Here is a 22,554-nt window from a genome sequence, read left to right as displayed (position 1 = left end):
ACCTGTGAGGGCCAAGCCTTGCTCCCACAAAGCACACATGGACCTGTGGGAGCAAGGCTTGCCCGCGATGGCGGTTTCAGAGTCTGAGCTGCCCGATCGCCTTGCTCAATTCGCCCGCCAGGGTCGCCAGTTCATGACTGGTGGTGGCCGAGTCCACAGTCTGGCGTACGGTGTTTTCGGTCACGTCGCGAATACTAACCACCGCCCGGTTCATTTCCTCGGCAACCTGGCTTTGCTGCTCGGCCGCGACGGCGATCTGGGTGTTGCTCTCGCGCATCTGGGCCACCGCCCCGGTGATCTGCTCCAGCGCCTCGCCGGCCTCGCGGGCCTGTTGTACGCAATCGTCGGCCTTGTAGGAACTTTCCTGCATGAAGTCCACCGCGTCCTGGGTGCCCGCCTGCAGGGCCGAGACCATGGTGGTGATTTCATCCGTTGAGGTTTGTACCCGTTTGGCGAGATTGCGTACCTCGTCGGCTACCACGGCAAACCCCCGGCCCATTTCCCCGGCCCGTGCCGCTTCGATGGCTGCGTTGAGGGCCAACAGGTTGGTTTGCTCCGCGATGCTGTGGATCACACTGACCACGCTGTTGATCTTCTGGCTGTCTTCGGCCAGGCGCTGGATCATTTCGGCGGTCTGCTGCACCCCGGAGGAGAGGCCGGTGATTGACTGTTCCACACGATTGACCACGTCGCGACCATTACCAGCCAGGGTGTCGGCGGTTTTCGAAAGGTCGCGAGTGGCGCCGGCATGCTGGGCGATGTGATACACCGTGGCGGACATCTCATTGATCGCCGTCGCCGCCTGATCGGTTTCGCTCTGCTGCCCAAGCATGCCGTGGCGAACCTCGCTCATGCTCGAGGCCAATCGCGCCGCGCCGCTGTCCAGTTGCCGGGCGGTGCTGGCCACGGTATCGACTACCCGTTGATAACCGGCTTGCATGGCATTGAATGCGGCGGCCATCTGTCCCACTTCGTCCTCGCAGGCCAGGGGTACGCGGGCGGACAGATCGCCGGTTTTCTCCACATGCAGCATCACGTCCTTCAGCGTGTTGAGCTGGCTCAACAGGAAGCGGATCAACAATTGCGACGCACCCAGCATGGCAAGCATCAATACGAACACTGCTGCGGCGTATTGGCTGAAACGCTCGCCGAACACCTGGCTCAGGCTTGCACCCTGGGCCAGGACGGCGAGTTGTTGACCGTCGCCGCGTCGGATCACTTCTGCACCCAATAACGGTTGATTGCCGACTAGTGGCTTGATATCGAGATCGACCCAGCCCTGCGCCTGCGCCAGTGAAGGCAACGATTGATTATTGAATGTAGGCATCTGGCCTTGCTGGAAAGACAGCAGATTCTCGGCCTTGGGCAACGGCTGACCGACCGGCCAGGCGCTGAGCAGGCGCGCCTGGGCCTGGGCATTCACCCGGGCCGCATCATTGCGGGCCTGTTGTTCAAGCTGCAGTGCATAGAGCACGAGCAGCAAGGTGGTTACAAAGGCGACCGCGTTGACCGCCCAGAATTTGTATTTCAGCGAGATATTGCTAAGCCAGGCACCCATGGAAGGTCTTCTCTGATAGCGGAAACAGTTTTGGCAAGGTGCCATTATGTTGCCGCTATCCCGGGAGGTGGAGTGTTGATGTGGGTCAACAGACCTGATGCTAGGAACCATGGGCTGGCCCGGATTCCCTGTGGGAGCGAGCCTGATCGCGATAGCGGAGTGCCAGCCACTGACTTGCAAGCTGATTCACTGCTATCGCGAGCAGGCTCCCACAAGGGATTTGGGCGGCTCAGGAGATCGCGGGCAGCCCGAAAAACGCCCGCGCGCACGCTGTGCTGTGAGCGGCCAGGTCTTCTTGGGTCTCGCCCCGATGCAAGGCGATTTCCCGCAAAACCTCCGTCAGGAAGGCCGGCTCGTTGCGACCGTTCTTGGGTTTGGGGCGCAGGGTGCGGGGCAGCAGGTAGGGCGCATCGCTTTCGAGCATCAGCCGGCCGCGAGGGATCTCGCGTACCAAGGGGTGCAAATGCGTGCCCCGGCGCTCATCGCAGATCCAGCCGGTGATACCGATGTGCAGGTCCAGGTCAAGGTAGCTGAACAGCGCCTTTTTCTCACCGGTAAAGCAATGCACCACTGCGGCCGGCAGACGGTCGCGGAAGTCCCGCAGGATCTCCAGCAAGCGCTGGTCGGCATCGCGTTCGTGAAGAAAGACCGGAAGTTGCAGCTCCGCCGCGAGGGCGAGGTGTTCTTCCAGCACCTTCTCCTGCTGCGGACGAGGGGAGAAGTCCCGGTTGAAATCCAGTCCGCATTCTCCCACGGCACGGACGTGATCTTGCCCCAGCAGGTCCTTGAGATGCCTGGCGCTGTCGGTGGTCCAGTCGCTGGCGCTGTGGGGATGGATGCCGGCGGTGGAGAACAGGCGCTTGCCGGTCTCGTCCAGCTGTTGACACAGTTCGAGAGCCTGTTCGCTGCCCTCGATGCTGGTGCCGGTCAGGATCAGTTGGCAGACCCCTGCTTCATAGGCGCGCTCAAGCACCGCCTGGTGTTTATCGGTGAAACTGGGGTTGGTCAGGTTGACGCCGATATCGATGAGTTGCATGGTGCTACCTCGGCCCAAAGGCCGGAAAGCATATCAGAGCTGTAGATTTATAAGAAAAGCCAAGAACTACAACGAGTTGAGGCTGTCTGTTGAGGCCACGAGACAGGTCGGATTGGTATAAAAGCCATCACTGTGCCAGTCTTTCGCACTTTTCAGCGCCCCAAGGTGCTCTGTTTCTGTCGGCCCAAGCCTCGTTTTTCAAGAAGGCGGGTCGCGGTATCCCTTCCGGAGAGTGGATGACACGTCCCCAGGCGTTGCTACTGCTGTGTTGTTCGCTGCTGCTGCCGATGCCGGCCGAGGCGCGGCTGCCTGGCCCGGTGCAGGCGGTGGCGCCTGGGACGGTGCGTGACTTGGCGCAGATCCGCAGCAGTCGCGTGCTGAAAGTATTGGTCAATCAGAGCCGCAACAGTTCCGGTGAAGTCCAGGGGCAACCCATCGGCGTCGAATACCATCGGTTGCGGGCGTTCGAACAGTACCTCAACGGCCATGCCCGGGATGGCCAGGAAATCACCCTCAAGATCATTCCCAAAGCCAAGGACCAGCTACTCGGTGCCTTGCAGCGCGCAGAGGGCGACCTTGTGGCACCGGGGGAATTGCTCGAGCCCTTGCCCAGTCATGCGGTCAGTGCCAGCGATCCGATTCGCCGCGACGTGCCCTTGATGCTGGTAGGCATCAAGGGGGAGAAACGCTACACGCGGGTGGAGCAGTTGTCCGGCAAGACTCTGGCGTTGCCCAACGGCAGTGCGGCGGGGGACGCGGTGGGCCAGATCAACCAGAAGCTGGCGTTGCTCAAGTTACCGCCGGTGAAAATCGAATGGGTCGACCCCACCCTGGCGGTGGAGGATGTGCTGGAAATGGTCCAGGGCGGCATTTTCCATCTGACCATTGTCGAGCAACCCATCGCCGAGCGTTGGGGCAAGATCCTGCCCAAGTTGCGTTTCGACCGGCAGTTGCTGATCGGTGAGCCGGATAACGAACACTGGTTCGTTCGCCGCGACGCCGCCATGCTGCGGGCGAGCATCAACGGATTCCTGACGACCTACAAGGCACCGTCCAACGAGGATGCTGCTTTCCTGCGCATCTACCGCCGTTTGTACCAGGTTCATTATCCGCTGGCCCGGGCCGACCGCCAGCGGCTGGAGAAACTGCGCCCTGTGCTGCAAAAACACGCCGAAGCTCAGGACATGGACTGGCTCAACCTGGCGGCCCTGGCCTTCAAGGAGTCCGCCCTGCAGCCCGGCGCCCGCAGCGGCAGCGGCCCCACCGGGCTGATGCAGATCACTCCGGCGGCGGCCCAACGAGTCGGCGTTGGCAATATTCAGAACCTGGATGCCAATGTCCAGGCCGGTGCCAGGTACCTGGCCATGATCCGTCGCAAGTTTTTCTCCAGCCCAAAGCTTAACGAGCGCGAGCGCATGGCCTTTGTGCTGGCTGCCTACAACATGGGGCCCGAGCGTGTTCAGGGCATGCGTGCCGAGGCGCGGCGGCGAGGGTTGAATCCCAACCAATGGTTTTTCCAGGTCGAACGCATTGCCATGGAGCAGGTAGGAATGGGCGCCGTCAGCTACGTTAATAGTGTGAACAAATACTATCTGGCGTTTGATCGGGAGCGGGAGTCGTTGGAACCGAAGGATCAGAAGGTTGTAGTGCGTAAGTGATCGAATAAGTAGATTTGTATGGCGGACTTTTTGCGCTTTTCATATGGATTTAACTGATTAATATGGCGACCAACCCACACATTCCAAGGAAATGAACCTATGAGCTCCTTCATCAACAAAATCCTGTCTACCCGTGCCGGCTACGGTCTGACCGTGCTGCGCATCGCCGTCGGTGTCATTTTCGCTGCTCACGGCTCGCAGAAACTCTTCGGTATGTTCGGTGGCTATGGGCTGGCGGGTACCGCGCAGTGGATGGAAAGCATCGGCCTGACACCCGGCTACGTGATGGCCACATTGGCCGGTGGCACCGAGTTTTTTGCCGGGTTGGCCTTGATCGTGGGCCTGCTGGCGCGTCCGGCGGCATTGGGGCTGGCCTTCCTGTCCCTGGTAGCTATTTTCTCCGTGCACATCGGCAACGGTCTGTTCATGGCGAACAACGGTTATGAGTTTGCCCTGGCGTTGCTGGCCGCGAGCATTGCGGTGTTGATCGAGGGGGCTGGCAAGCTGTCGGTCGATCGTGCCATCGCCGGCTGATCACTGAGTCGAACCATCGAAGGCCCGTCTGGTACGGGCCTTTTTTGTGAGTGCAGATTCTTGACACTGGCCGGTTGGCTTCTCTAGGATGCTGCTCATGCGCCGATTTAAACAGCTACTTGCGGGGCGCCAGGTGACTCATCCAGTTACCGTCAGAAGCCTGGAACAGGCTTCGAAATACCGCTAAAGCGCTGGTTCGGTGTTGCCTCTCACCTGCCATGCAGACTTTTTGAGGCAGAGACACGACACGATGAACGCACCCAGTCCCCTTGTACGTCTTGCGCCGATCACGGCGAGCCTCCTGCAGCGCAATCCAAAAATCCTTTTGGGCGGTACCCATCAGCCAACGCTGTTGCGTTATCTCGATGGCTGGCCGCGGCGCAGTCACGGGCCCGCTGCATTCCTGATCCAGTTTGTCGAAGATGGCGAGTCCCTGGCACGTTTCGCCAACGACAGCTTCGATCTGGCGGTCATTCAGTCGCCCAGCGCTGCGGATGCCCCTGAAATGATCCGGCAGTTGACCCGTGTGGCGCGGCAAGGGCTGATCACCCGGCGTTGAGGCTGTCTGCCTTGGCCATCGCCCTGAGTCCGTTGGCGTGCATGCAGTTGAATACAATCCGGCTGCGGGTCGACCAGTCTGTGTTGATGATGTGGAAGCGCTGGATATAGCTGTTGCTGTTCCTGGACTCGAACCACTCATCTATCTTTTCACTGAAGTCGTCTGGAAGATGAAAGGGCAGCACGTATTTGGCGCATTGTATCGAGCGCAATACGAAGTCGGGTTTCTTCCGTGCCGATTGCTCATCCATGAATCTTTTCAAGGCTGCGGTAGTGTTCAGGTTCTGACCGCTCCATTGATGTTCCACGCCTTTCCAGTACTTTGCCCTTACGCGGTGATTGTAGGAAATTACAACGGTCCTCTCCGGACGATGGGTCCATATCTCTTCCAGCGTTGAACGCCGCCAGTTCCGGGGGAGCAGCCGTTGTCCGATTTTTGAATCGATCAGGCTGTGCAACTCCTGATGGATGGCTCGGTTGAAATGCTTGAATTTATGAAAGTTCAGGATAACGATTTCCTTTGCCCTCGCCGCCTTGTGGTCGGGATCATCGTAAAAATCATTCAACGGCGCCAGAACGTCGCCACCCACCGTACGTCCGGAGGAGGCGAGGTGAAACAGCTGGAAGCGTTTGTCGCTGCCGATGGGAGCGTTGGCGGAGAAGACCACGCGCAGGTCGAGCACACGAAAGCCTGCCAGGATCTGTTCGATGATCGGCACGTCCTGGGTCTTTTCCTGAGGCAAAGTGGGATTTGGCGCTTTTTTGTCTGCGCCGGAGTCATGGGTGCCGGGCAGAATAAGTTCGTCGATACGCAGTTTGCATAACTGAGGGGTGTTGTACATCCAACTGTCCAATCCATGGTGAGTAGCCTTCATGATTATTCATCCTTGAATAATGTTCTGAGCGAAAGGCGCGAGACAGCGCGCGCGGTCATTTTGCGCAGCGCTGTCATCTTGTCAAAGCTTCAAGTTTGCTGGGATGTTTCGAGGCGGCCTTTATCAGCCGGGTTATGGATAGGTGATGTCCACGACATACACCCGCTTCTCGCCTGTCGGTGTCTGCACCCTGACTTCAGCATCCAATGCCTTGCCAATCAGCGCCCGCGCCAGTGGCGAGTCGATACTGATCAGGTTCTGTTTCAGATCCAGCTCGTCAGGCCCGACGATGCGATAGCGGGCCTCGTTGCCGTCCTCATCTTCGACCGTGACCCAGGCGCCGAAATACACCTTGTTGGGATCGCTGGGTTTTTCGCTCACGACTTTGAGGGCTTCGAGGCGCTTGGTAAGGAAACGGACGCGGCTGTCGATTTCCCGCAGCATTTTCTTGCCGTAGGTGTATTCGGCATTTTCCGACCGATCACCCTGGGCCGCTGCCTCGCTGACAGCCTGGGTCACTTGGGGGCGGCGCACATGCCAAAGCTCATGGAATTCAGCGCGCATCCGCGCCTCGCCCTCGGGGGTGATCAGCGCGGTGCCAGCGGTGCGAGGTGGGCGATAACGGCTCATGGCAACTTCTTTGATGGGTGAGGACGGAAGTCTATCAACCCTCGCGCAACACTGTCAGCGGGCTGGCGTTGAGTGCCCGTCGGGTACCGAACACCCCCGCAGCGCCGATCAGTAACGCGCCCACCAGCGGCAACATCAGCAACCATGGATGCGGATGCCAGGGCAGGTCGAAGGCAAAGCGGTAGAGCACCAGGCTGACCAGTTCCGAACCCAGGGCCGCCAGCAACCCGCTGACCGCACCCAACAGGCCGAACTCGATGCGTCGAGCCTTGACCAGCAAGGGGCGCTCGGCCCCCAGGGCACGCAATAACGCGCCTTGGCGAATCCGTTCATCAAGGGTGGCCTGCAGGCCGGAGAACAGCACGGCCATCCCTGCCGCCAGCACAAACAGCAGCACGTACTCCACGGCCAGGGTCACCTGGGCCAGAATGCTGCGCAGTTGTTGCAGCAAGGCTTCGACCTGCAGGATTGTGACCGCCGGGAAGGCCCGGGACAGGTCGACAATCTGCTGGTCGTGACCGGCGGCCAGGTAGAAGCTGGTGAGGTAAGTGGCCGGCAGGTCCTTCAAGGTGCCGGGTTGGAAGATCATGAAGAAGTTGGGTTGGAAGTTGTCCCAGTTGATCTCCCGCAGGCTGGTGACCTTCGCTTCGCGGTTGACGCCTCCCACGCTGAACACCAGCCGGTCGCCGAGTTTGATCTGAAGGTTCTCGGCCACTTTGCCTTCTACCGAAACCCCCGGTATATCGTCCGGTGGCTGCTGCGGCCACCAGTTCCCGGCGGTGACAACGTTTCCTTCCGGCAGGTCCGCGGCCCAGGTCAGGCTCAGGTCGCGCTGCAGTGCCCGGTCCCCGGCCGAATCCTTGGTGACGAACTCCCTGGCCGGCTCGCCGTTGATGCTGATGAGGCGCCCTGGTACCACGGGATAGAGCGGGGCCGACTGTGCCGACAACTGCAACAGTTTGTCGGTGAAGGCCTGCTTGTCATTGGGCAGGATGTTCAGGGCGAAGTAATTGGGGGCGTTTTTCGGCAGCTGGTTTTGCCAGGTATCCAGTAATTCACCGCGTAACAGTGCGATCAACGCCATGGACAACAGGATCAGGCCGAATGCCAACGCCTGGCCGGCCGCTGCAAGGGGGTGGCGCAACAACTGGCCAAGCCCCAGCCGCCAGGGCAGGGATGCGCGGGCGAGCATCCGGCGCAGGCTCTGGAGCAGCAGCAACAGCAGGCCGCCGAGCACCAGCGCGGCGACGACACCGCCGCCGAGCAGGGCGAAGGTCAGCACCAGGTCCAGGCTCAGGCGCCACATGATCAGGCCAAGGGCACCCAGCGCGGCACCATAGACTGCCCAGGTGCTGGACGGGATGGGCAGCATGTCCCGGCGCAATACGCGCAACGGCGGCACCCGACCCAATGCGGCCAGGGGCGGCAGGGCGAACCCCGCCAGCGCCACCAGTCCGGTGCCGATACCGGCGATTGCTGGCAGCAGGCCACCGGGCGGTACGGTGGCGGGTAGCAGGTCATGCAGCAAGGCGAACAGTCCCAGTTGGGCGATCCAGCCGAGCAGGGCGCCGCTGAGGCTCGCCAGCAGGCCCAGTACCGTCAGTTGCAGGCTGAACAGCACCATGGTTTCCCGCCGTGACAGGCCCAGGCAGCGCAGCAGTGCGCTGGCATCGAAGCGTCGGCTGGCGAAACGATTGGCGGAGAGCGCGACCGCAACGCCGGACAACAGCACCGCCACCAGGCTGGCCATGTTCAGGTAGCGCTCGGCCTTGCCCAGGGCGCCACCGATCTGCCGGTTGCCGTCGCGGGCATCCTGCAGGCGCTGGTTGGCTTCCAGGCCCGGCTTGATCAGGTCGCGATAGGTTTGCAGGGCGGACGCCGGGCCTCGCCAGAGATCACGATAGCTGACGCGGCTGCCAGGCTGTACCACGCCGGTGGCTTCCAGGTCCTTGAGGTTGATCATGACCCGGGGCGTGAGGCTGTAGAAATTGCCGGCGCGATCCGGCTCGTAAGTCAGCACCCGACTCAGGCGCAAGGTGGTATTGCCGACGTCGATGCTGTCGCCGATCTTCAGGTCCAGTGCTGTCAGCAGCCGGGCTTCGACCCACGCCTCGCCAGGTTTCGGTCGTCCGCCGGATTCCTCCGGGGCGAAGGGCGAAGGTGCGCTTTTCAGCTCGCCGCGCAACGGGTAGAGATCGTCGACAGCCTTGACGCTGGAAAGCTGGATACCGTTGTCGGTGGCGACGACGCTCGAGAACTCCACGACAAGGGCATGCACCAGGCCCAGCTCGGTGCCGCTGCGGATTTGCTCGGGGCGGGCAGGCGAGCTGCCTTCCAGCAGCAGGTCCGCGCCGAGGAATTCGGTGGCGCGCAGCATCATCGCGCCGTTGAGACGGGCGCCGAAGTAGCCGATGGCGGTGCTTGCCGCCACCGCGACCAGCAAGGCGAAGAACAATACGCGCAACTCGCCGGCGCGGGCGTCGCGCAGCAATTGACGGACAGCGAGACTGAACAGGCGCAACAGCGGCAAGCGTGCCATCAAGGCTCCAGGGGCGCGACCATCTGGCCGGCTTCAAGTCGGATCAGGCGCCGGCAACGATGGGCCAGGCGTTCGTCATGGGTGACCAGCACCAGGGTCGTGCCGCTTTCCTTGTTCAGTTCGAACAGAAGATCGCTGATGCGCTCGCCGGTGTGGCTGTCGAGGTTGCCGGTGGGCTCGTCGGCGAAGAGCACGTCGGGCTCGGCAGCAAAGGCACGGGCAATTGCCACGCGCTGCTGTTCGCCACCGGATAGCTGGCGGGGCGAGTGGGTCAGACGCTGGCCCAGGCCGACCCGTTGCAACAGCTCGGTGGCGCGTTCGCGGGCATCCTTGCGACCGTCAAGTTCCAGCGGCAGCATGACGTTTTCCAGCGCGTTCAGGCTGTCGAGCAACTGGAACGACTGGAAGACGAAGCCGACGTGCTCGGCGCGGATCCGCGCCCGCTGATCTTCATCCAGCGCACTGAGGGCCTGCCCGGCAAGGGTCACTTCACCGCTGCTGGGCAGGTCCAGGCCGGCCAGCAGGCCCAGGAGAGTGGATTTGCCGGAACCGGATGCGCCGACAATGGCCAGGCTGTCGCCCTTGTTCAGTTCCAGGCTGAGTTCGTGCAGGATGGTCAGTTCACCTTCCGCGCTGGGAACCACTTTGCTAAGGTCCTTCGCGGTGAGAATGCTTGAGCCCATGGAGAATCCGATGCGTGTGTGGTTTTTGAGTGCCGGCCTGGCCTTGATGTGTATGGTCCAGAACGCAGCGGCGGGTACAGTCCTGATCGTTGGCGATAGTATCAGCGCGGCTTTCGGCCTGGATACCCGGCAAGGCTGGGTGTCGTTGCTCGAGCAACGGCTCAAGGCCGAGGGTTTTGACGACAAAGTGGTCAACGCGTCTATCAGTGGCGATACCAGCGCAGGAGGCCAGGCACGGCTGCCGGCGCTGCTTGCAGCCCATAAGCCGGACCTGGTGATCCTGGAGCTGGGCGGCAACGATGGCTTGCGCGGACAGCCGCCAACACAATTGCAACAAAACCTTGCGGCGATGATCGACAGCTCCCGCGCCAGCGGTGCGAAGGTACTGCTGCTGGGTATGCAACTGCCTCCTAACTACGGTCGGCGTTACACCGATGCCTTCGCCAAGGTCTACAGCACCCTGGCCGATGAGAAAAAAGTGCCTCTGGTGCCGTTTTTCCTCCAGGACGTCGGTGGGGTTCCGGGGATGATGCAGGGCGACGGATTGCACCCGTCCGTCGCGGCCCAGGGCAAGTTGCTGGAAAATGTCTGGCCGACACTGAAACCGCTGCTTTGAAGCTTTTCTACAGGCGGTCTTTCGGCTAATGTGGCGCCCCCGATTTGGAGCCCCCGATGCCGCGTCCCGCCTGGTCCCTGTTTGCCTACCAACTGATCGAGCCTGACGAACAGCTGGACCTGTTCGCCTGCCAGGAAGTGCGGGTGCATCTGGTGACCCGGCAACTGGAGCTCGGTGGCTCGGCAGACCGGACGCTCTGCGGCAGCCTGCTGCCGGCCCAGCCGCGCTGGTCTGCCGTTGATCGCCGGATATTCCAGGATCATCGCCTGTGCTCGCTGTGCCGGGCGATCCTCGAGTCCCAGAAGCGCGGTACCTCACCGATCTGGCCGGAGCTGCGATTCGAGTTGTAGTCGCCAGGTTCCAAGGCTGGGCCTCTGTGGGAGCCGGGCTTGCCCGCGAAAGCGGTGGCACAGTCAATATCTGTGTGACAGACACTCCGCCTTCGCGAGCAAGCCCGCTCCCGGCCACCCTGATTGCGGGTTGGTCACAACATCCGAGAACTATGCCAATCCCCTGTGCGAGCCTGCTCGCGATGGCGTCGGTACATTCAATGGCAATGCAACCAGACCCACCGCTATCGCGACCAAGCTCGGCTCCCACAGGACGCATATCGGACGCACCATCGCCGCTCTCCCCGTAATACCGGCCTGCGGTGTACAATCGCCGTTTTGATACCTCTATTCGATCTGCGAAGGATGTCCCGGATGTTGCTGCGCTTGCCTGCCGTCGCCCGCTGCCTGTCTCTTGCCGCCCTGTGTATGGCGGGGCCCGTTGCTGCACTGGAGCTGCCTCTGCCACCGCCGGGTGAGGACATCGTCGGCCAGGTGCAGGTGATCAAGGCCAAGTACGAAGACACCTTTGCCGACCTGGGTACCACCTATGACCTGGGTTACACCGAGATGGTCGCTGCCAACCCGGGCGTCGACCCCTGGCTGCCGGGAGCCGGTACGGAAATTGTGCTGCCGACCCGTTTCATCCTGCCGCCAGGTCCGCGCGAAGGCATCGTGATCAACCTTGCCGAGTACCGCCTCTACTACTTCCCCAAGGGCCGGAACGTGGTCTACACCTTCCCGCTGGGGATCGGTCGTGAAGGTTGGGGCTCGCCAGTCGCCCACACGAGCATCATTGCCAAGACGCCGAACCCGAGCTGGACCCCGCCAGCGTCTATCAGGGCCGAACATGCCGCCGACGGCGACCCGTTGCCAAGCGTGGTGCCGGCGGGTCCCGATAACCCGTTGGGGCCATTCAAGTTCACACTGGGCACCCCGGGCTACCTGATCCATGGCTCGAACAAGAAATTCGGCATCGGCACGCGTACCAGTCACGGTTGCTTCCGTATGTTCAACAACAACGTCCTGCAGATGGCCAGCATGGTTCCGGTAGGTACGTCGGTGCGGATCATCAACGACCCCTACAAGCTGGGCCTGAGCGGTGGCAAGGTCTACCTGGAAGCTCATACACCGGTCGACGACAAGGGCGACCCATCGGTGGTGGACAAGCACACCGCGGTGATCAACGCGATGCTCAAGCGTGAAGACATTACCAGCAACCTGCGCATGGACTGGAACGTGGTGCGTGACGTGGTGGCCGCCGAAGATGGCCTGCCGGTCGAGATCGCTGTTCCGAATACTGCTGCGCCGATGGTGTCGAGCGCACCGATCGACGTGCAACAATAAGGTCCTGTTTCGGCCCGCCGGGGTTTCGCGACGCCGGCGGGTTTTTTATTGCCGTGGGAAACGTCGGGCAATAAAAAAGCCGACCCAAAAATGGGTCGGCTCGATAACAATCCCGAAGGACTATTACTTGCGGCTGGTTTTTTCCAGCATGCGCAGAGCGCGCTCGTTAGCTTCGTCAGCAGTCTGTTGTGCTTTTTGAGCAGCAGCCAGAGCTTCATCAGCTTTACGGTAGGCTTCGTCTGCACGAGCTTGGGCGCGAGCTGCTGCGTCTTCGGTAGCAGTCAGACGTGCTTCGGTTTCTTTCGATGCGCTGCTGCAACCGGTAGCCAGAACTGCGGCCAGGGCCAGAGCAGAGAATTTCAGAACGTTGTTCATCGTTTTCCCCTTCAAGGACTTTCTATTAAGTGACTGTCTCCTCAGAGTGAGGAGTTAGCCGGCGTACATACTACCCATTACTTGTAGTAAGTAAACTGACGTAGCGCAAGAAGCAAAAAAATTGTAGGCGGTGATTCTTTTTCGAGCAATTTTTCTTGCTGTTGTTTGAAAAATATACAGCGCCAGGCCCTTGAATGGAGCGCGCCAGTGCACAAAAGTTCCGCTGGCGAGAGGAACTCTTGCGGGGGCGCTAAAGTCGCTGTTTATTGATACGGTTACACTTTTGTTCATTTTTTGCGCAGCGTTCCGCCATCTTTATTGGTAAGGCCTGGTGACTTTAACTACGCGCGCTCGTCTCAAGACTCAACAACTGGCGATGTTCAGCTATTGCGCCTTCGCTGACTTCAGCGCAACGGTGGCGTTCAAGTCGCTAAATCCGACGAGGCTGCCCTCCGATCACAGGTGTGTCTTGAGCATTTGCGTCATTGATGCCTACTATTCACGACGTGCTCGGGTTTGAGTGATTGATTTTTTGCGCTCGGTGACCGGACAGGCACGGGGTGGCGTAGATGTTCCTTCGCCGGAAAAACATCGGTAAGGTAGGGGTCAGCATTCAGACCCGCGAGGAGTAGTGATGAGCGAGGCGTTGTCCATCCACCATGACCAGGCTGGTCATCAGTTCGAGACCACTGTGGACGGTCATCGTGCCTATCTGACCTATATGGACCTGGGCAAACAGACCCTGGATATCTATCGGACGTTCGTGCCCAACGCTCTGCGTGGCAGAGGGATTGCGGCGGCCCTTACCGAAAAGGCGCTGCAATACGCCGAGGACATGGGGTACACGGTGATCCCGTCCTGCTCTTACGTGGAGCGCTACATGGAGCGTCACCAGCGGCACGCGGCGAAGCTCTGACGCAACGGATTCCACAATAAAAAACGCCGGGTTGAAAGCCCGGCGTTTTTTATTGTGCGATGAAATGGCCGATCAGCTGCGCTGACGCTTTGGCAGCACGTCCTTGAGTTTGGCGTGCATGCTGCGCAAGGTGTTCTCGGTCGCACTCCAATCGATGCAGGCGTCGGTGATGGAGACGCCATACTGCAAGTCGGCGAGGTCTTTCGGGATCGCCTGGCAGCCCCAGTTCAGGTGGCTCTCGACCATCAGGCCGATAATCGACTGGTTGCCTTCCAGGATCTGGTTGGCCACGTTCTCCATCACCAGGGGTTGCAGCGCCGGGTCCTTGTTGGAGTTGGCGTGGCTGCAGTCGACCATGATGTTCGGCTTGATCTTCGCCTTGTTCAGCGCCTGTTCACACAGCGCGACGCTGACCGAGTCGTAGTTGGGCTTGCCGTTGCCGCCGCGCAGCACCACGTGACCATAGGCGTTGCCCTTGGTGGTGACGATCGACACACCGCCTTCCTGATTGATGCCGAGGAAGCGGTGTGGGCTGGAAACCGATTGCAGGGCGTTGATGGCGACGGTGAGGCCGCCGTCGGTGCCGTTCTTGAAGCCCACGGCCGAAGACAGGCCGGAGGCCATCTCACGGTGGGTCTGGGATTCGGTGGTGCGCGCGCCGATGGCGGACCAACTGATCAGGTCCTGCAGGTATTGCGGGGAAATCGGGTCGAGGGCTTCGGTTGCGGTGGGCAGGCCCATTTCGGCCAGGTCCAGCAGCAGTTGGCGACCGATGTGCAGGCCATCCTGGATCTTGAACGAGTCGTCCAGATACGGGTCGTTGATCAGGCCTTTCCAGCCGACGGTGGTCCGCGGTTTCTCGAAATACACCCGCATGACCAGATACAGGGTGTCGGAGACTTCCTCCGCCAACACTTTCAGGCGCTCGGCATATTCGTGGGCAGCCTTGATGTCATGGATCGAGCAGGGCCCGATGACCACGAACAGGCGATGGTCGGTGCCGTCCAGAATGTTGCGAATGACTTCCCGCCCCTTGGTCACGGTGCGCAGGGCAGCGTCGCTCAGGGGGATATCGCGCTTGAGCTGGTCAGGCGTGATGAGGGTCTCGTTGGAGGCGACGTTAAGGTCATTGATCGGTAAATCAGCCATCGTGTTACTCGTCAGGTCACGGGTGCCGGCCGCCAGCGATCCCCGCGCGGCGGTGCACAGCGGATTTAAGCGCGTCGGGGAGCCGAACCTTATCGCGTTACGAGGTTGCTCGACAATGGGCAGGGGCTGGTTTAAAGGGGATTTATCCCAGCTTTTGTGGGAGCAAGGCTTGTCCGCGATGAAGGCGCCTCGGTTCCATGGTAAACCGCGTAGACTTCATCGCGGGCAAGCCTTGCTCCCACAGCTTTACCAGAGGAGTCGCAAAGATGCAGGCAGGCGTAAAGCCCCGGATCGGGATTATCGGTACCGGGGCAATCGGCGGGTTCTACGGGGTCATGCTGGCGCGCGCCGGTTTTGATGTGCACTTTTTGTTGCGCAGCGAATTCGCAGCGGTGGCCGAGAACGGCTTGCGTATTGACAGCGCGGTCCACGGGCCCTTGAACCTCGATCCGGTCCAGGTGTATTACAGCGCGGCGGACATGCCGCCCTGCGACTGGCTGCTGGTCGGTGCCAAAACCACCAGCAATGCCGACCTGGCCCCGGCCATCGTCCAGGCGGCGGCTGACGGCGCGAAGGTCCTGCTGCTGCAGAACGGCCTCGATGTCGAAGAGGCGCTTCGTCCCTTGCTGCCTGAATCGCTGCATCTGTTGGGAGGCTTGTGCCTGATCTGCGTGCACCGCGTTGGCCCAGGCGTCATCACCCACCAGGCCCTCGGCTCGGTCAATGTCGGTTATCACAGCGGCCCTTGTTACGACCAGGCTGAACGCATGACGCTTGCCGAAGCGGCGGCAGCGCTGTTCCGTACCGCCGGCGTGGATGCCCAGGCGATGCCCGACCTGCAACAGGCGCGCTGGCAGAAACTGGTGTGGAACGTGCCCTATAACGGTCTTTCGGTGCTGTTGGGGGCCAGTACCACGCCGCTGATGGCCGACCACCACAGCCGCGGACTGATCCAGGCGCTGATGGCTGAGGTGGTGCGCGGTGCCCGGGCCTGCGGACATCACATTGCACCTGACTACGCCGGGTATTTGTTCGCGATGACCGAAAGGATGCCCGATTACTGGCCGAGCATGTATCACGATTATTCCCACAAACGTGTTTTGGAACTGGATGCGATCTACGGCCGACCATTGGCGTCGGCGAAAGCGGTGGGCTGTGAGCTGCCGAAAATCGAAGCCTTGTACCAGGCGTTGGCGTTCATGGACCGGCGCAACCGCTGATCGGGCGAAGGGGGAGCGATATGGCTAGCAACATCGATGACAAGCTGGTATTGGCGATTTCGTCGCGGGCTCTGTTCGATCTGAGCGAAAGTCACAAGGTGTACCTGTCGAGCGGCGTCGAGGCCTATCGGCAGTACCAGATCGAACATGAAGACGAAGTTCTCGAACCCGGCGATGCGTTCGCCCTCGTGCAGAAGTTGCTGAGCCTCAACCAGCATCTGGGGCGTGCCCGGGTCGAGGTGATCCTGGTGTCGCGCAACAGCGCCGACACGGGCTTGCGGGTGTTCAACTCGATTCACCACTATGGCTTGGCGATCTCCCGCGCTGCGTTCGTCGGCGGGCGCAGTCCTTATCCTTACCTCAAGGCATTTGGCTGTGATCTTTTCTTGTCCACCCATGCCGAAGACGTACGCAGTGCCCTGGACGCGGGCTTTGCTGCGGCCACCATCCTGTCGGGCGGTGCAAGCCGCGCCGCCAGTGAGGAGCTGCGTATTGCCTTCGATGGCGATGCGGTGCTGTTTTCCGATGAGTCGGAGCGGGTCTATCAGACCGGCGGTCTGGAGGCGTTCCAGGCCAGCGAGCGGCAGTCTGCCCGCGAGCCATTGCGGGGCGGGCCATTCAAGGGCTTCCTGGCGGCGCTCAACGCACTGCAACGGGAGTTCCCGGAAGACGCCTGTCCGATCCGCACGGCACTGGTCACCGCCCGTTCGGCACCGGCCCACGAGCGGGTTATCCGGACCTTGCGCGAGTGGGACATCCGCCTGGACGAGTCGCTGTTTCTCGGTGGCCTGACCAAGTCTGCGTTTCTCGAAGCCTTTGCCGCCGATGTGTTTTTCGACGACCAGACGGGCCATTGCGAACTGGCTCGCGAGGTGGTCGCCACCGGTCATGTGCCCCACGGTATCAGTAACGAAGTGAAGCCCTGACTGTCCGGTTTTTCCGGGCCCGTCGCACTCTTCAAGGCACTGCTAAGCTGAATCCATCTCCGCCATTCTGGCACGCGAGGAGGTCACATGATTCGCTCGATGCTGTACGCCACAGACTTGGGGCTCTACGCCCCTTATGTGATGCAGCATGCCTTGGCGTTGGCACGGACGTTTGAAGCCGAGTTGTATGTAGTGCATGCGGTGGAACCGATGGGGCTGTTCGCCGAATCGGTGTTACAAAGCTATCTCGACGAGCAGGCGCTGAACGAATTTCATCGACAGGGTCTGAATACGGTGATGGCCAATATCGAACAACGGGTTCTCGACAGTTTCCGGGAGGAGTTGGGCGAGGGGCAGCAGGATTTGAAGCTGATCAGGTCGGTCAGGGTGTTTCAGGGCGATCCTTCCCAGGTCATTCTCGAACAGGCGGCGAAACTCTCTGTCGATTTGCTGATCGTGGGCAGTCACTGCCAGGGGGCCAGCGGTGAGACGCCCCTGGGCAGGACCGCCGCCCGGGTTTTGCAGTTGGCTCGGGTGCCGGTCTATCTGGTGCCGCTGGTACAGCGTCGGCGCCAAGGGGAAGCTTGAGGCTTAATGATGGCCTTTTTATAAAAAGTTCTAGATTTATTGTTGCGACCATTCATATAGTTATATGTCGCCGCTGGCGCCCGTGGCGTCCAACTGCTTTGAGGGATACATATGAAGCTTCAACAACTGCGCTACATCTGGGAAGTGGCGCACCACGACCTCAACGTTTCCGCTACCGCACAAAGCCTCTACACGTCACAACCTGGCATCAGCAAGCAGATCCGCCTATTGGAAGACGAACTGGGCGTCGAAGTCTTTGCCCGCAGCGGCAAACACCTGACCCGCGTGACGCCGGCCGGTGAGCGCATCATCACCACGGCCGGCGAGATCCTGCGCAAGGTCGAAAGTATCAAACAGATCGCCCAGGAATTTTCCAACGAGAAAAAAGGCACCTTGTCGATCGCCACCACCCACACCCAGGCGCGCTATGCACTGCCTCCGGTGATCAGCAACTTCATCAAGCAATACCCGGACGTGGCGCTGCACATGCACCAGGGCTCGCCGATGCAGATTGCCGAAATGGCTGCTGACGGTACGGTGGATTTTGCCATCGCCACCGAAGCCCTCGAATTGTTCGGCGATCTGGTGATGATGCCCTGCTATCGCTGGAACCGTTGCGTGGCCGTACCACAGGGCCATCCGTTGACCAAGCTGCCGAAGTTGACCCTGGAAGCCTTGGCCGAATACCCCATCGTGACATACGTGTTCGGCTTCACGGGCCGCTCGAAACTCGACGAGGCCTTCAGCCATCGCGGGTTGACGCCGAAAGTGGTGTTCACTGCCGCCGACGCCGACGTGATCAAGACTTATGTGCGCCTCGGCCTGGGTGTGGGCATCGTGGCGAAGATGGCTGTCGATGCCAAGCTCGACAGCGACCTGGTGGTGCTGGATGCCAGCGAATTGTTCGAATCCAGCGTGACCAAGATCGGCTTCCGTCGTGGCACATTCCTGCGGGGTTTCATGTGCGATTTCATCGAGAAGTTCGCGCCGCACCTGACCCGGGACGTCATGGCCAAGGCCATCCAGTGTCACAACAAGCAGGAACTCGAAGAGCTGTTCGAGGGCGTCGAGCTACCTGTGCACTGACACCCGCCAGGGGCCTGTACGTTAATCCGGGTACACGAATTAGCCATACAGGCCACTAGATCGCTTCGGTGATAGCGAACTGTTGCCGGGCGCCCGCTACGACGATCTCCACTTCATCCCCTTCGAACTTGCCCAGCAGGCCTCGGCCCAGCGGTGAGCGAGGGGTGATGACGGTGATCGGCTGCCCCACCAGCGACACTTTCAATCCTGCGGCATCCGGTCCCAGGAACAGCCATTGCTGGCGCCCGTCTTCATCCTCCAGCCCGATCAGGGTTCCCACCTGGATGCCACGCTGCTCGTCATAGGCTCTGAGGGTCAGATTCTGGCAGAGGGCGAGGGCCTGACGGATTTCTTCCACGCGCCTGGCCTGTCCGGCGGCAAGGTAGGACGCTTCGAGGCCCAGGGTGTCGTATTTGTTCTCGGCGATGTTCTCTTCGTGGGTCGCGGTTTCGTAGGCAGTCTGCGCGGCGCGTTCGGCGATATCGAGATCGACCTTGAGCTTGTCGAGGATCAACTGGTGTACGGTCTGTTTGTTCATGATCAGTCGCAGAATTGCAAAACGTTGGCGCGGGTCTTCTCGCTCGGCGCGTTCCGGTCCTGTTCCAGCCAGAACTGGCATTTGGAGTTGGACTGATTGCGCGGGTTGCTGCGGGTCTGGTCGAGGGCCTGTCGTTGTTCGTTGCGCTGAAGGTTCTGCTGGTATTGCTCGAACATGGGACTCGGCGGCTCGGGAGGCGGTTGCACGATCGGAGGTTGCGCCAGTTGATGCATGGCGGCAGCTACCGGGGCGAGTTGTTCACCCAGGACGAATTTCGACAGCAACCAGCCCGTCAGCACGATGGCGAGGAACCCCAGCCACAGGCCCAGGGCGATGCTGACGGTCAGTTGCAAGGCGGTGAGGCGCGGGGCGGGAGGGTGATCGGGCATGGTTGCTTCCTGGCAAGGGCATGGATAGGCGACGATTGTCGCATGAAGATTAATCGCCGTCGGCTCTTCTGCATCATCGGTTTATTCGGGACAATCAAGGCTTTGCCACAGGGAATCGGGAATGGCCGTGCGTTGGGATATTTTTTGCACCGTCGTCGATAACTTTGGCGACATCGGCGTCACCTGGCGCTTGGCGCGGCAATTGGTGGCCGAACACCAGTGCGCGGTCCGGCTATGGGTCGATGATCTGCGTGCCTTCGAACGGCTGTGTCCGGAAATCGACGTGACGCTGGCCGAGCAATGGCAACAAGGCGTGGATGTTCGCCATTGGCCCAAGGACTGGCCGGGCGCCGATGCCGCCGATGTAGTGATCGCCGCGTTTGCCTGCCAGTTGCCGGGTGCCTACATGGACGCAATGGCGGAGCGCCGGACCACGCCGCTGTGGATGAACCTGGATTACCTCAGTGCCGAGGATTGGGTGACCGGTTGCCACGGGTTGCCGTCGGTCAAATACCGGCATGTCCAGAAGTATTTCTTTTTCCCCGGCTTTCGCGAAGGGACCGGAGGTTTGCTGCGCGAGTCTGGATTACTGGAGCGACGTCGGCAGTTTCAGCAGGATATCGCGGCGCAACGGATGTTTCTGCAAGGGCTGGGCGTCGAGCGGACGCCGGATGCGCGGCTGATTTCGCTGTTCGCCTACGAAAACGCCGGGCTGGCCAGCTGGTTCGATGCGATGGCCGGAGATACCCAGCCGTCCCACGTGCTGGTTCCCGAAGGGCGGGTGCTGGGAGATGTCGAGCGTTGGCTCGGGGTTGCCAACCTCAAGATCGGTGCATTGCATCGACGCGGCGCCCTTACGGTACAGGTGCTGCCGTTCCTCCGGCAGGACCAATACGATCAGTTGCTCTGGTGCTGCGATTTCAATGCCGTGCGCGGCGAAGACTCTTTCGTGCGTGCCCAATGGGCAGGTCGACCTTTCCTCTGGCATATCTACCAGCAGGAAGAAGACGTTCATCTGGAAAAGCTCGACGCATTTCTCAGGCTATATACCCAGGGGCTTCCAGGGCCGGCCGAAAAAGCGATGAGCGGTCTCTGGCGGGCGTGGAATGCCGGCCAGGACATGTCCGGACACTGGGAAACCACCTGCGAACAGCAACCGGCGCTGGCTGAACATGCCCGTGCATGGTGTCTGGAACAGGCCTCGCGACCCGATCTTGCCGCGGCGCTGGTGAAGTTTTATGGAAATTGGATATGATACGCGGCCTAGATTTTTGTAAATCCCATCCAAATTCGGATATTCGCAATGAAAACTGGTAAAGAACTCAAACCCGGTACCGTGATTCGTATCGACAACGATCCTTGGCTGGTTCAGAAAGCTGAATTCACCAAGTCGGGTCGTAACAGCGCGATCATGAAGACCAAGCTGAAAAACCTGCTGACCGGTTACAAGACCGAAACCGTTTACGGTGCGGACGACAAACTGGACGACGTGATCCTCGACCGCAAGGAAGCGACCCTGTCCTTCATCAGCGGCGACTCCTACACGTTCATGGACACCACTGACTACACCATGTACGAGCTGAACGCCGAAGACATCGAAAGCGTTCTGCCATTCGTGGAAGAAGGCATGACCGACGTCTGCGAAGCCGTGTTCTTCGAAGGCCGTCTGGTTTCCGTAGAGCTGCCGACCACCATCGTGCGTCAGGTTGACTACACCGAAGGTTCCGCGCGCGGCGACACTTCCGGCAAGGTGATGAAGCCTGCCAAACTGAAGAACGGTACCGAGCTGTCGGTTGCTGACTTCATCGAAATCGGCGATATGATCGAGATCGATACCCGCGAAGGCGGTTCCTACAAAGGCCGCGCTAAATAAGCGAGGTCTTGTGTGAAAAAAAGCCCGACCATTGAGTCGGGCTTTTTCATTTCTGCGGGGGCCTGTCAGTCCCCTCGCCATCCTTCATTTCAGATGCTGTTTCAACTCTTCAGACACCTGCAGCATTGCCGAACGCACTGCCGGCACCTGGCTGACCACGTTGAGCAAGCCATAGTCGTGAATCATGCCGTTGTAGCGTACCGCTGTGACCGGCACACCGGCCGCATCCAGTTTGCGCGCATAGGCTTCACCTTCATCGCGCAGTACATCGGCCTCGGCGGTCTGTACCAGAGCGGGCGGCAGGCCCTTGAGTTGTGCGGTGCTGGCTCGCAGCGGCGAGGCATAGATCTCGTTACGTTGCCCGGCATCGGTGGTGTAGTTGTCCCAGAACCATTTCATCATGTTTTTGCTGAGGAAATGTCCCTCGGCGAATTGGTTGTAGGACGCGGTCTCGAAGTTCGCATCGGTCACCGGCCATAACAGCGCCTGGAAGCGGATCGCCGGCGTGCCCTTGTCCTTGGCCATCAAGGCCACGACGGCTGCCATGTTGCCGCCGACGCTGTTACCCGCCACGGCCAGGCGCTTGCCGTCGACATTGATCTGCTTGCCATGCTCGGCCACCCATTTAGTTGCGGCATAAGCCTGGTTGATCGCCACCGGGTAATGCGCCTCGGGGGAGGGCGTGTAGTTGACGAACACCGCCACGGCACCCGATCCCGCCACCAGGTCCCGAACCAGGCGTTCGTGGGTCGGGAAATCTCCCAGGACCCAGCCACCGCCGTGGAAGAACATGAACACGGGCAACTCACCCTTGACCCCGGCCGGGCGAACGATGGTCAGGCTGATCGACTGACCATCGACCTTGATGGTCTTCTCGCTGACATCCGCCTTCGGCAAGGCCAATTTCACCCCCGCCTGGGCACCGACCAGTACTGCGCGGGCATCCTTCGGCGACAGTTGTTCCAGGGGCTTGCCGGTGCCGGCATTCAATGCGTCGAGAAACGCCTGGGTATTGTGCTCGACGATGCCGTCGGCGAAGGCGCTGCTGACGCCAAGTGCGAGAAGGGTGCCGGTCAGGGCCTTGGTGAACGTGTTCATGGGAGTCTCCTTGATTCGGTCCGGATCGGTGGG

At 60.6% G+C, this 22,554-nt stretch carries 24 protein-coding genes; 13 read left to right on the top strand and 11 right to left on the bottom strand.

Annotated elements, in window-relative coordinates:
• Positions 1–76: 76 nt before the first annotated feature.
• The gene (locus AD665_RS21340) at positions 77–1,558 is read right to left on the bottom strand and encodes a methyl-accepting chemotaxis protein (RefSeq protein ID WP_024776667.1); all 1,482 of its coding nucleotides are present in this window, start codon (positions 1,556–1,558) and stop codon (positions 77–79) included.
• A gap of 229 nt (positions 1,559–1,787) precedes the next feature.
• Positions 1,788–2,594 carry a TatD family hydrolase gene (locus tag AD665_RS21335; RefSeq protein WP_024776668.1) on the bottom strand — a complete coding sequence of 269 codons (807 nt, stop codon included), beginning with the start codon at positions 2,592–2,594 and terminating at the stop codon, positions 1,788–1,790.
• Between the two features lie 236 nt (positions 2,595–2,830).
• Here AD665_RS21335 and AD665_RS21330 point away from each other — a divergent pair, with 236 nt between their 5' ends.
• From AD665_RS21330 to AD665_RS21320, 3 genes are all read left to right on the top strand, one after another.
• Complete coding sequence (locus AD665_RS21330; RefSeq protein WP_024776669.1) at positions 2,831–4,252, top strand: MltF family protein; 1,422 nt, start codon at positions 2,831–2,833, stop codon at positions 4,250–4,252.
• A 99-nt stretch (positions 4,253–4,351) separates the two neighbouring features.
• Positions 4,352–4,786: a DoxX family protein gene (locus tag AD665_RS21325; RefSeq protein ID WP_024776670.1), complete on the top strand. Its 435-nt coding sequence runs from the start codon at positions 4,352–4,354 to the stop codon at positions 4,784–4,786.
• Between the two features lie 250 nt (positions 4,787–5,036).
• On the top strand, positions 5,037–5,345 hold the full coding sequence (locus AD665_RS21320) for a hypothetical protein (protein WP_024776671.1): 309 nt from the start codon (positions 5,037–5,039) through the stop codon (positions 5,343–5,345).
• On the opposite strand, the gene AD665_RS21315 is transcribed toward AD665_RS21320, so the two are convergent.
• From AD665_RS21315 to AD665_RS21300, 4 genes are all read right to left on the bottom strand, one after another.
• Positions 5,332–6,219 carry a PI-PLC domain-containing protein gene (locus AD665_RS21315; RefSeq protein ID WP_024776672.1) on the bottom strand — a complete coding sequence of 296 codons (888 nt, stop codon included), beginning with the start codon at positions 6,217–6,219 and terminating at the stop codon, positions 5,332–5,334. The genes AD665_RS21320 and AD665_RS21315 overlap by 14 nt on opposite strands.
• 132 nt (positions 6,220–6,351) lie before the next feature.
• Positions 6,352–6,849: a transcription elongation factor GreB gene (greB, locus tag AD665_RS21310; protein ID WP_024776673.1), complete on the bottom strand. Its 498-nt coding sequence runs from the start codon at positions 6,847–6,849 to the stop codon at positions 6,352–6,354.
• Between the two features lie 34 nt (positions 6,850–6,883).
• A complete protein-coding gene (locus AD665_RS21305; RefSeq protein ID WP_024776674.1) occupies positions 6,884–9,388 on the bottom strand; it encodes an ABC transporter permease in 2,505 nt (834 codons plus the stop codon).
• Positions 9,388–10,071, bottom strand: coding sequence for an ABC transporter ATP-binding protein (locus tag AD665_RS21300; protein ID WP_024776675.1), 684 nt, complete (start codon positions 10,069–10,071; stop codon positions 9,388–9,390). The genes AD665_RS21305 and AD665_RS21300 overlap by 1 nt, the downstream gene beginning before the upstream one ends.
• 10 nt (positions 10,072–10,081) lie before the next feature.
• Between AD665_RS21300 and AD665_RS21295 the strand changes: the two genes are divergently transcribed.
• From AD665_RS21295 to AD665_RS21285, 3 genes are all read left to right on the top strand, one after another.
• Complete coding sequence (locus AD665_RS21295; RefSeq protein WP_024776676.1) at positions 10,082–10,687, top strand: arylesterase; 606 nt, start codon at positions 10,082–10,084, stop codon at positions 10,685–10,687.
• 56 nt (positions 10,688–10,743) lie between these two features.
• Positions 10,744–11,037 (top strand): hypothetical protein, encoded by a 294-nt coding sequence (locus AD665_RS21290; protein ID WP_024776677.1) that lies wholly within the window; start codon positions 10,744–10,746, stop codon positions 11,035–11,037.
• Positions 11,038–11,391: 354 nt separating this feature from the next.
• Positions 11,392–12,363, top strand: a complete 972-nt coding sequence (locus AD665_RS21285) for a L,D-transpeptidase family protein (protein WP_053193582.1) — start codon at positions 11,392–11,394, stop codon at positions 12,361–12,363.
• A 123-nt stretch (positions 12,364–12,486) separates the two neighbouring features.
• Here the strand turns inward: AD665_RS21285 and oprI are convergent, their stop codons facing one another.
• Positions 12,487–12,738, bottom strand: coding sequence for an outer membrane lipoprotei OprI (gene oprI / locus AD665_RS21280; RefSeq protein ID WP_024776679.1), 252 nt, complete (start codon positions 12,736–12,738; stop codon positions 12,487–12,489).
• A gap of 634 nt (positions 12,739–13,372) precedes the next feature.
• Between oprI and AD665_RS21275 the strand changes: the two genes are divergently transcribed.
• Positions 13,373–13,654 (top strand): GNAT family N-acetyltransferase, encoded by a 282-nt coding sequence (locus AD665_RS21275; RefSeq protein WP_024776680.1) that lies wholly within the window; start codon positions 13,373–13,375, stop codon positions 13,652–13,654.
• 72 nt (positions 13,655–13,726) lie between these two features.
• Here AD665_RS21275 and AD665_RS21270 read toward each other — a convergent pair whose 3' ends face one another.
• Positions 13,727–14,803, bottom strand: a complete 1,077-nt coding sequence (locus tag AD665_RS21270; protein WP_024776681.1) for a 3-deoxy-7-phosphoheptulonate synthase — start codon at positions 14,801–14,803, stop codon at positions 13,727–13,729.
• Positions 14,804–15,069: 266 nt separating this feature from the next.
• Here AD665_RS21270 and AD665_RS21265 point away from each other — a divergent pair, with 266 nt between their 5' ends.
• The 4 genes from AD665_RS21265 to cysB all read left to right on the top strand — a co-directional run bounded on the left by AD665_RS21265 (position 15,070) and on the right by cysB (position 18,623).
• Positions 15,070–16,023 (top strand): putative 2-dehydropantoate 2-reductase, encoded by a 954-nt coding sequence (locus AD665_RS21265; RefSeq protein ID WP_024776682.1) that lies wholly within the window; start codon positions 15,070–15,072, stop codon positions 16,021–16,023.
• 20 nt (positions 16,024–16,043) lie between these two features.
• Positions 16,044–16,949, top strand: coding sequence for a 5'-nucleotidase (locus AD665_RS21260; RefSeq protein ID WP_024776683.1), 906 nt, complete (start codon positions 16,044–16,046; stop codon positions 16,947–16,949).
• An 87-nt stretch (positions 16,950–17,036) separates the two neighbouring features.
• Entirely contained in the window at positions 17,037–17,537 is a 501-nt protein-coding gene (locus tag AD665_RS21255) for a universal stress protein (RefSeq protein ID WP_024776684.1), read from the top strand.
• 111 nt (positions 17,538–17,648) lie between these two features.
• Entirely contained in the window at positions 17,649–18,623 is a 975-nt protein-coding gene (gene cysB / locus AD665_RS21250; RefSeq protein WP_024776685.1) for an HTH-type transcriptional regulator CysB, read from the top strand.
• Between the two features lie 55 nt (positions 18,624–18,678).
• On the opposite strand, the gene AD665_RS21245 is transcribed toward cysB, so the two are convergent.
• Positions 18,679–19,161 (bottom strand): GreA/GreB family elongation factor, encoded by a 483-nt coding sequence (locus tag AD665_RS21245; protein ID WP_024776686.1) that lies wholly within the window; start codon positions 19,159–19,161, stop codon positions 18,679–18,681.
• Between the two features lie 2 nt (positions 19,162–19,163).
• Positions 19,164–19,550: a cytochrome b/b6 domain-containing protein gene (locus tag AD665_RS21240; RefSeq protein WP_024776687.1), complete on the bottom strand. Its 387-nt coding sequence runs from the start codon at positions 19,548–19,550 to the stop codon at positions 19,164–19,166.
• A gap of 121 nt (positions 19,551–19,671) precedes the next feature.
• Here AD665_RS21240 and earP point away from each other — a divergent pair, with 121 nt between their 5' ends.
• Positions 19,672–20,805: an elongation factor P maturation arginine rhamnosyltransferase EarP gene (gene earP, locus AD665_RS21235; protein WP_024776688.1), complete on the top strand. Its 1,134-nt coding sequence runs from the start codon at positions 19,672–19,674 to the stop codon at positions 20,803–20,805.
• A 48-nt stretch (positions 20,806–20,853) separates the two neighbouring features.
• The gene (locus AD665_RS21230) at positions 20,854–21,423 is read left to right on the top strand and encodes an elongation factor P (protein ID WP_007955690.1); all 570 of its coding nucleotides are present in this window, start codon (positions 20,854–20,856) and stop codon (positions 21,421–21,423) included.
• A gap of 84 nt (positions 21,424–21,507) precedes the next feature.
• Here the strand turns inward: AD665_RS21230 and AD665_RS21225 are convergent, their stop codons facing one another.
• Positions 21,508–22,521 carry an alpha/beta hydrolase gene (locus tag AD665_RS21225; protein WP_024776689.1) on the bottom strand — a complete coding sequence of 338 codons (1,014 nt, stop codon included), beginning with the start codon at positions 22,519–22,521 and terminating at the stop codon, positions 21,508–21,510.
• Positions 22,522–22,554 lie beyond the last annotated feature (33 nt).

Origin of the sequence: Pseudomonas corrugata (genome assembly GCF_001269905.1) — a bacterium.
GTDB lineage: Bacteria > Pseudomonadota > Gammaproteobacteria > Pseudomonadales > Pseudomonadaceae > Aquipseudomonas > Aquipseudomonas corrugata.
Note: the sequence above shows the minus strand (reverse complement) of the source record. Positions and strands in the feature narration are given on the sequence as shown.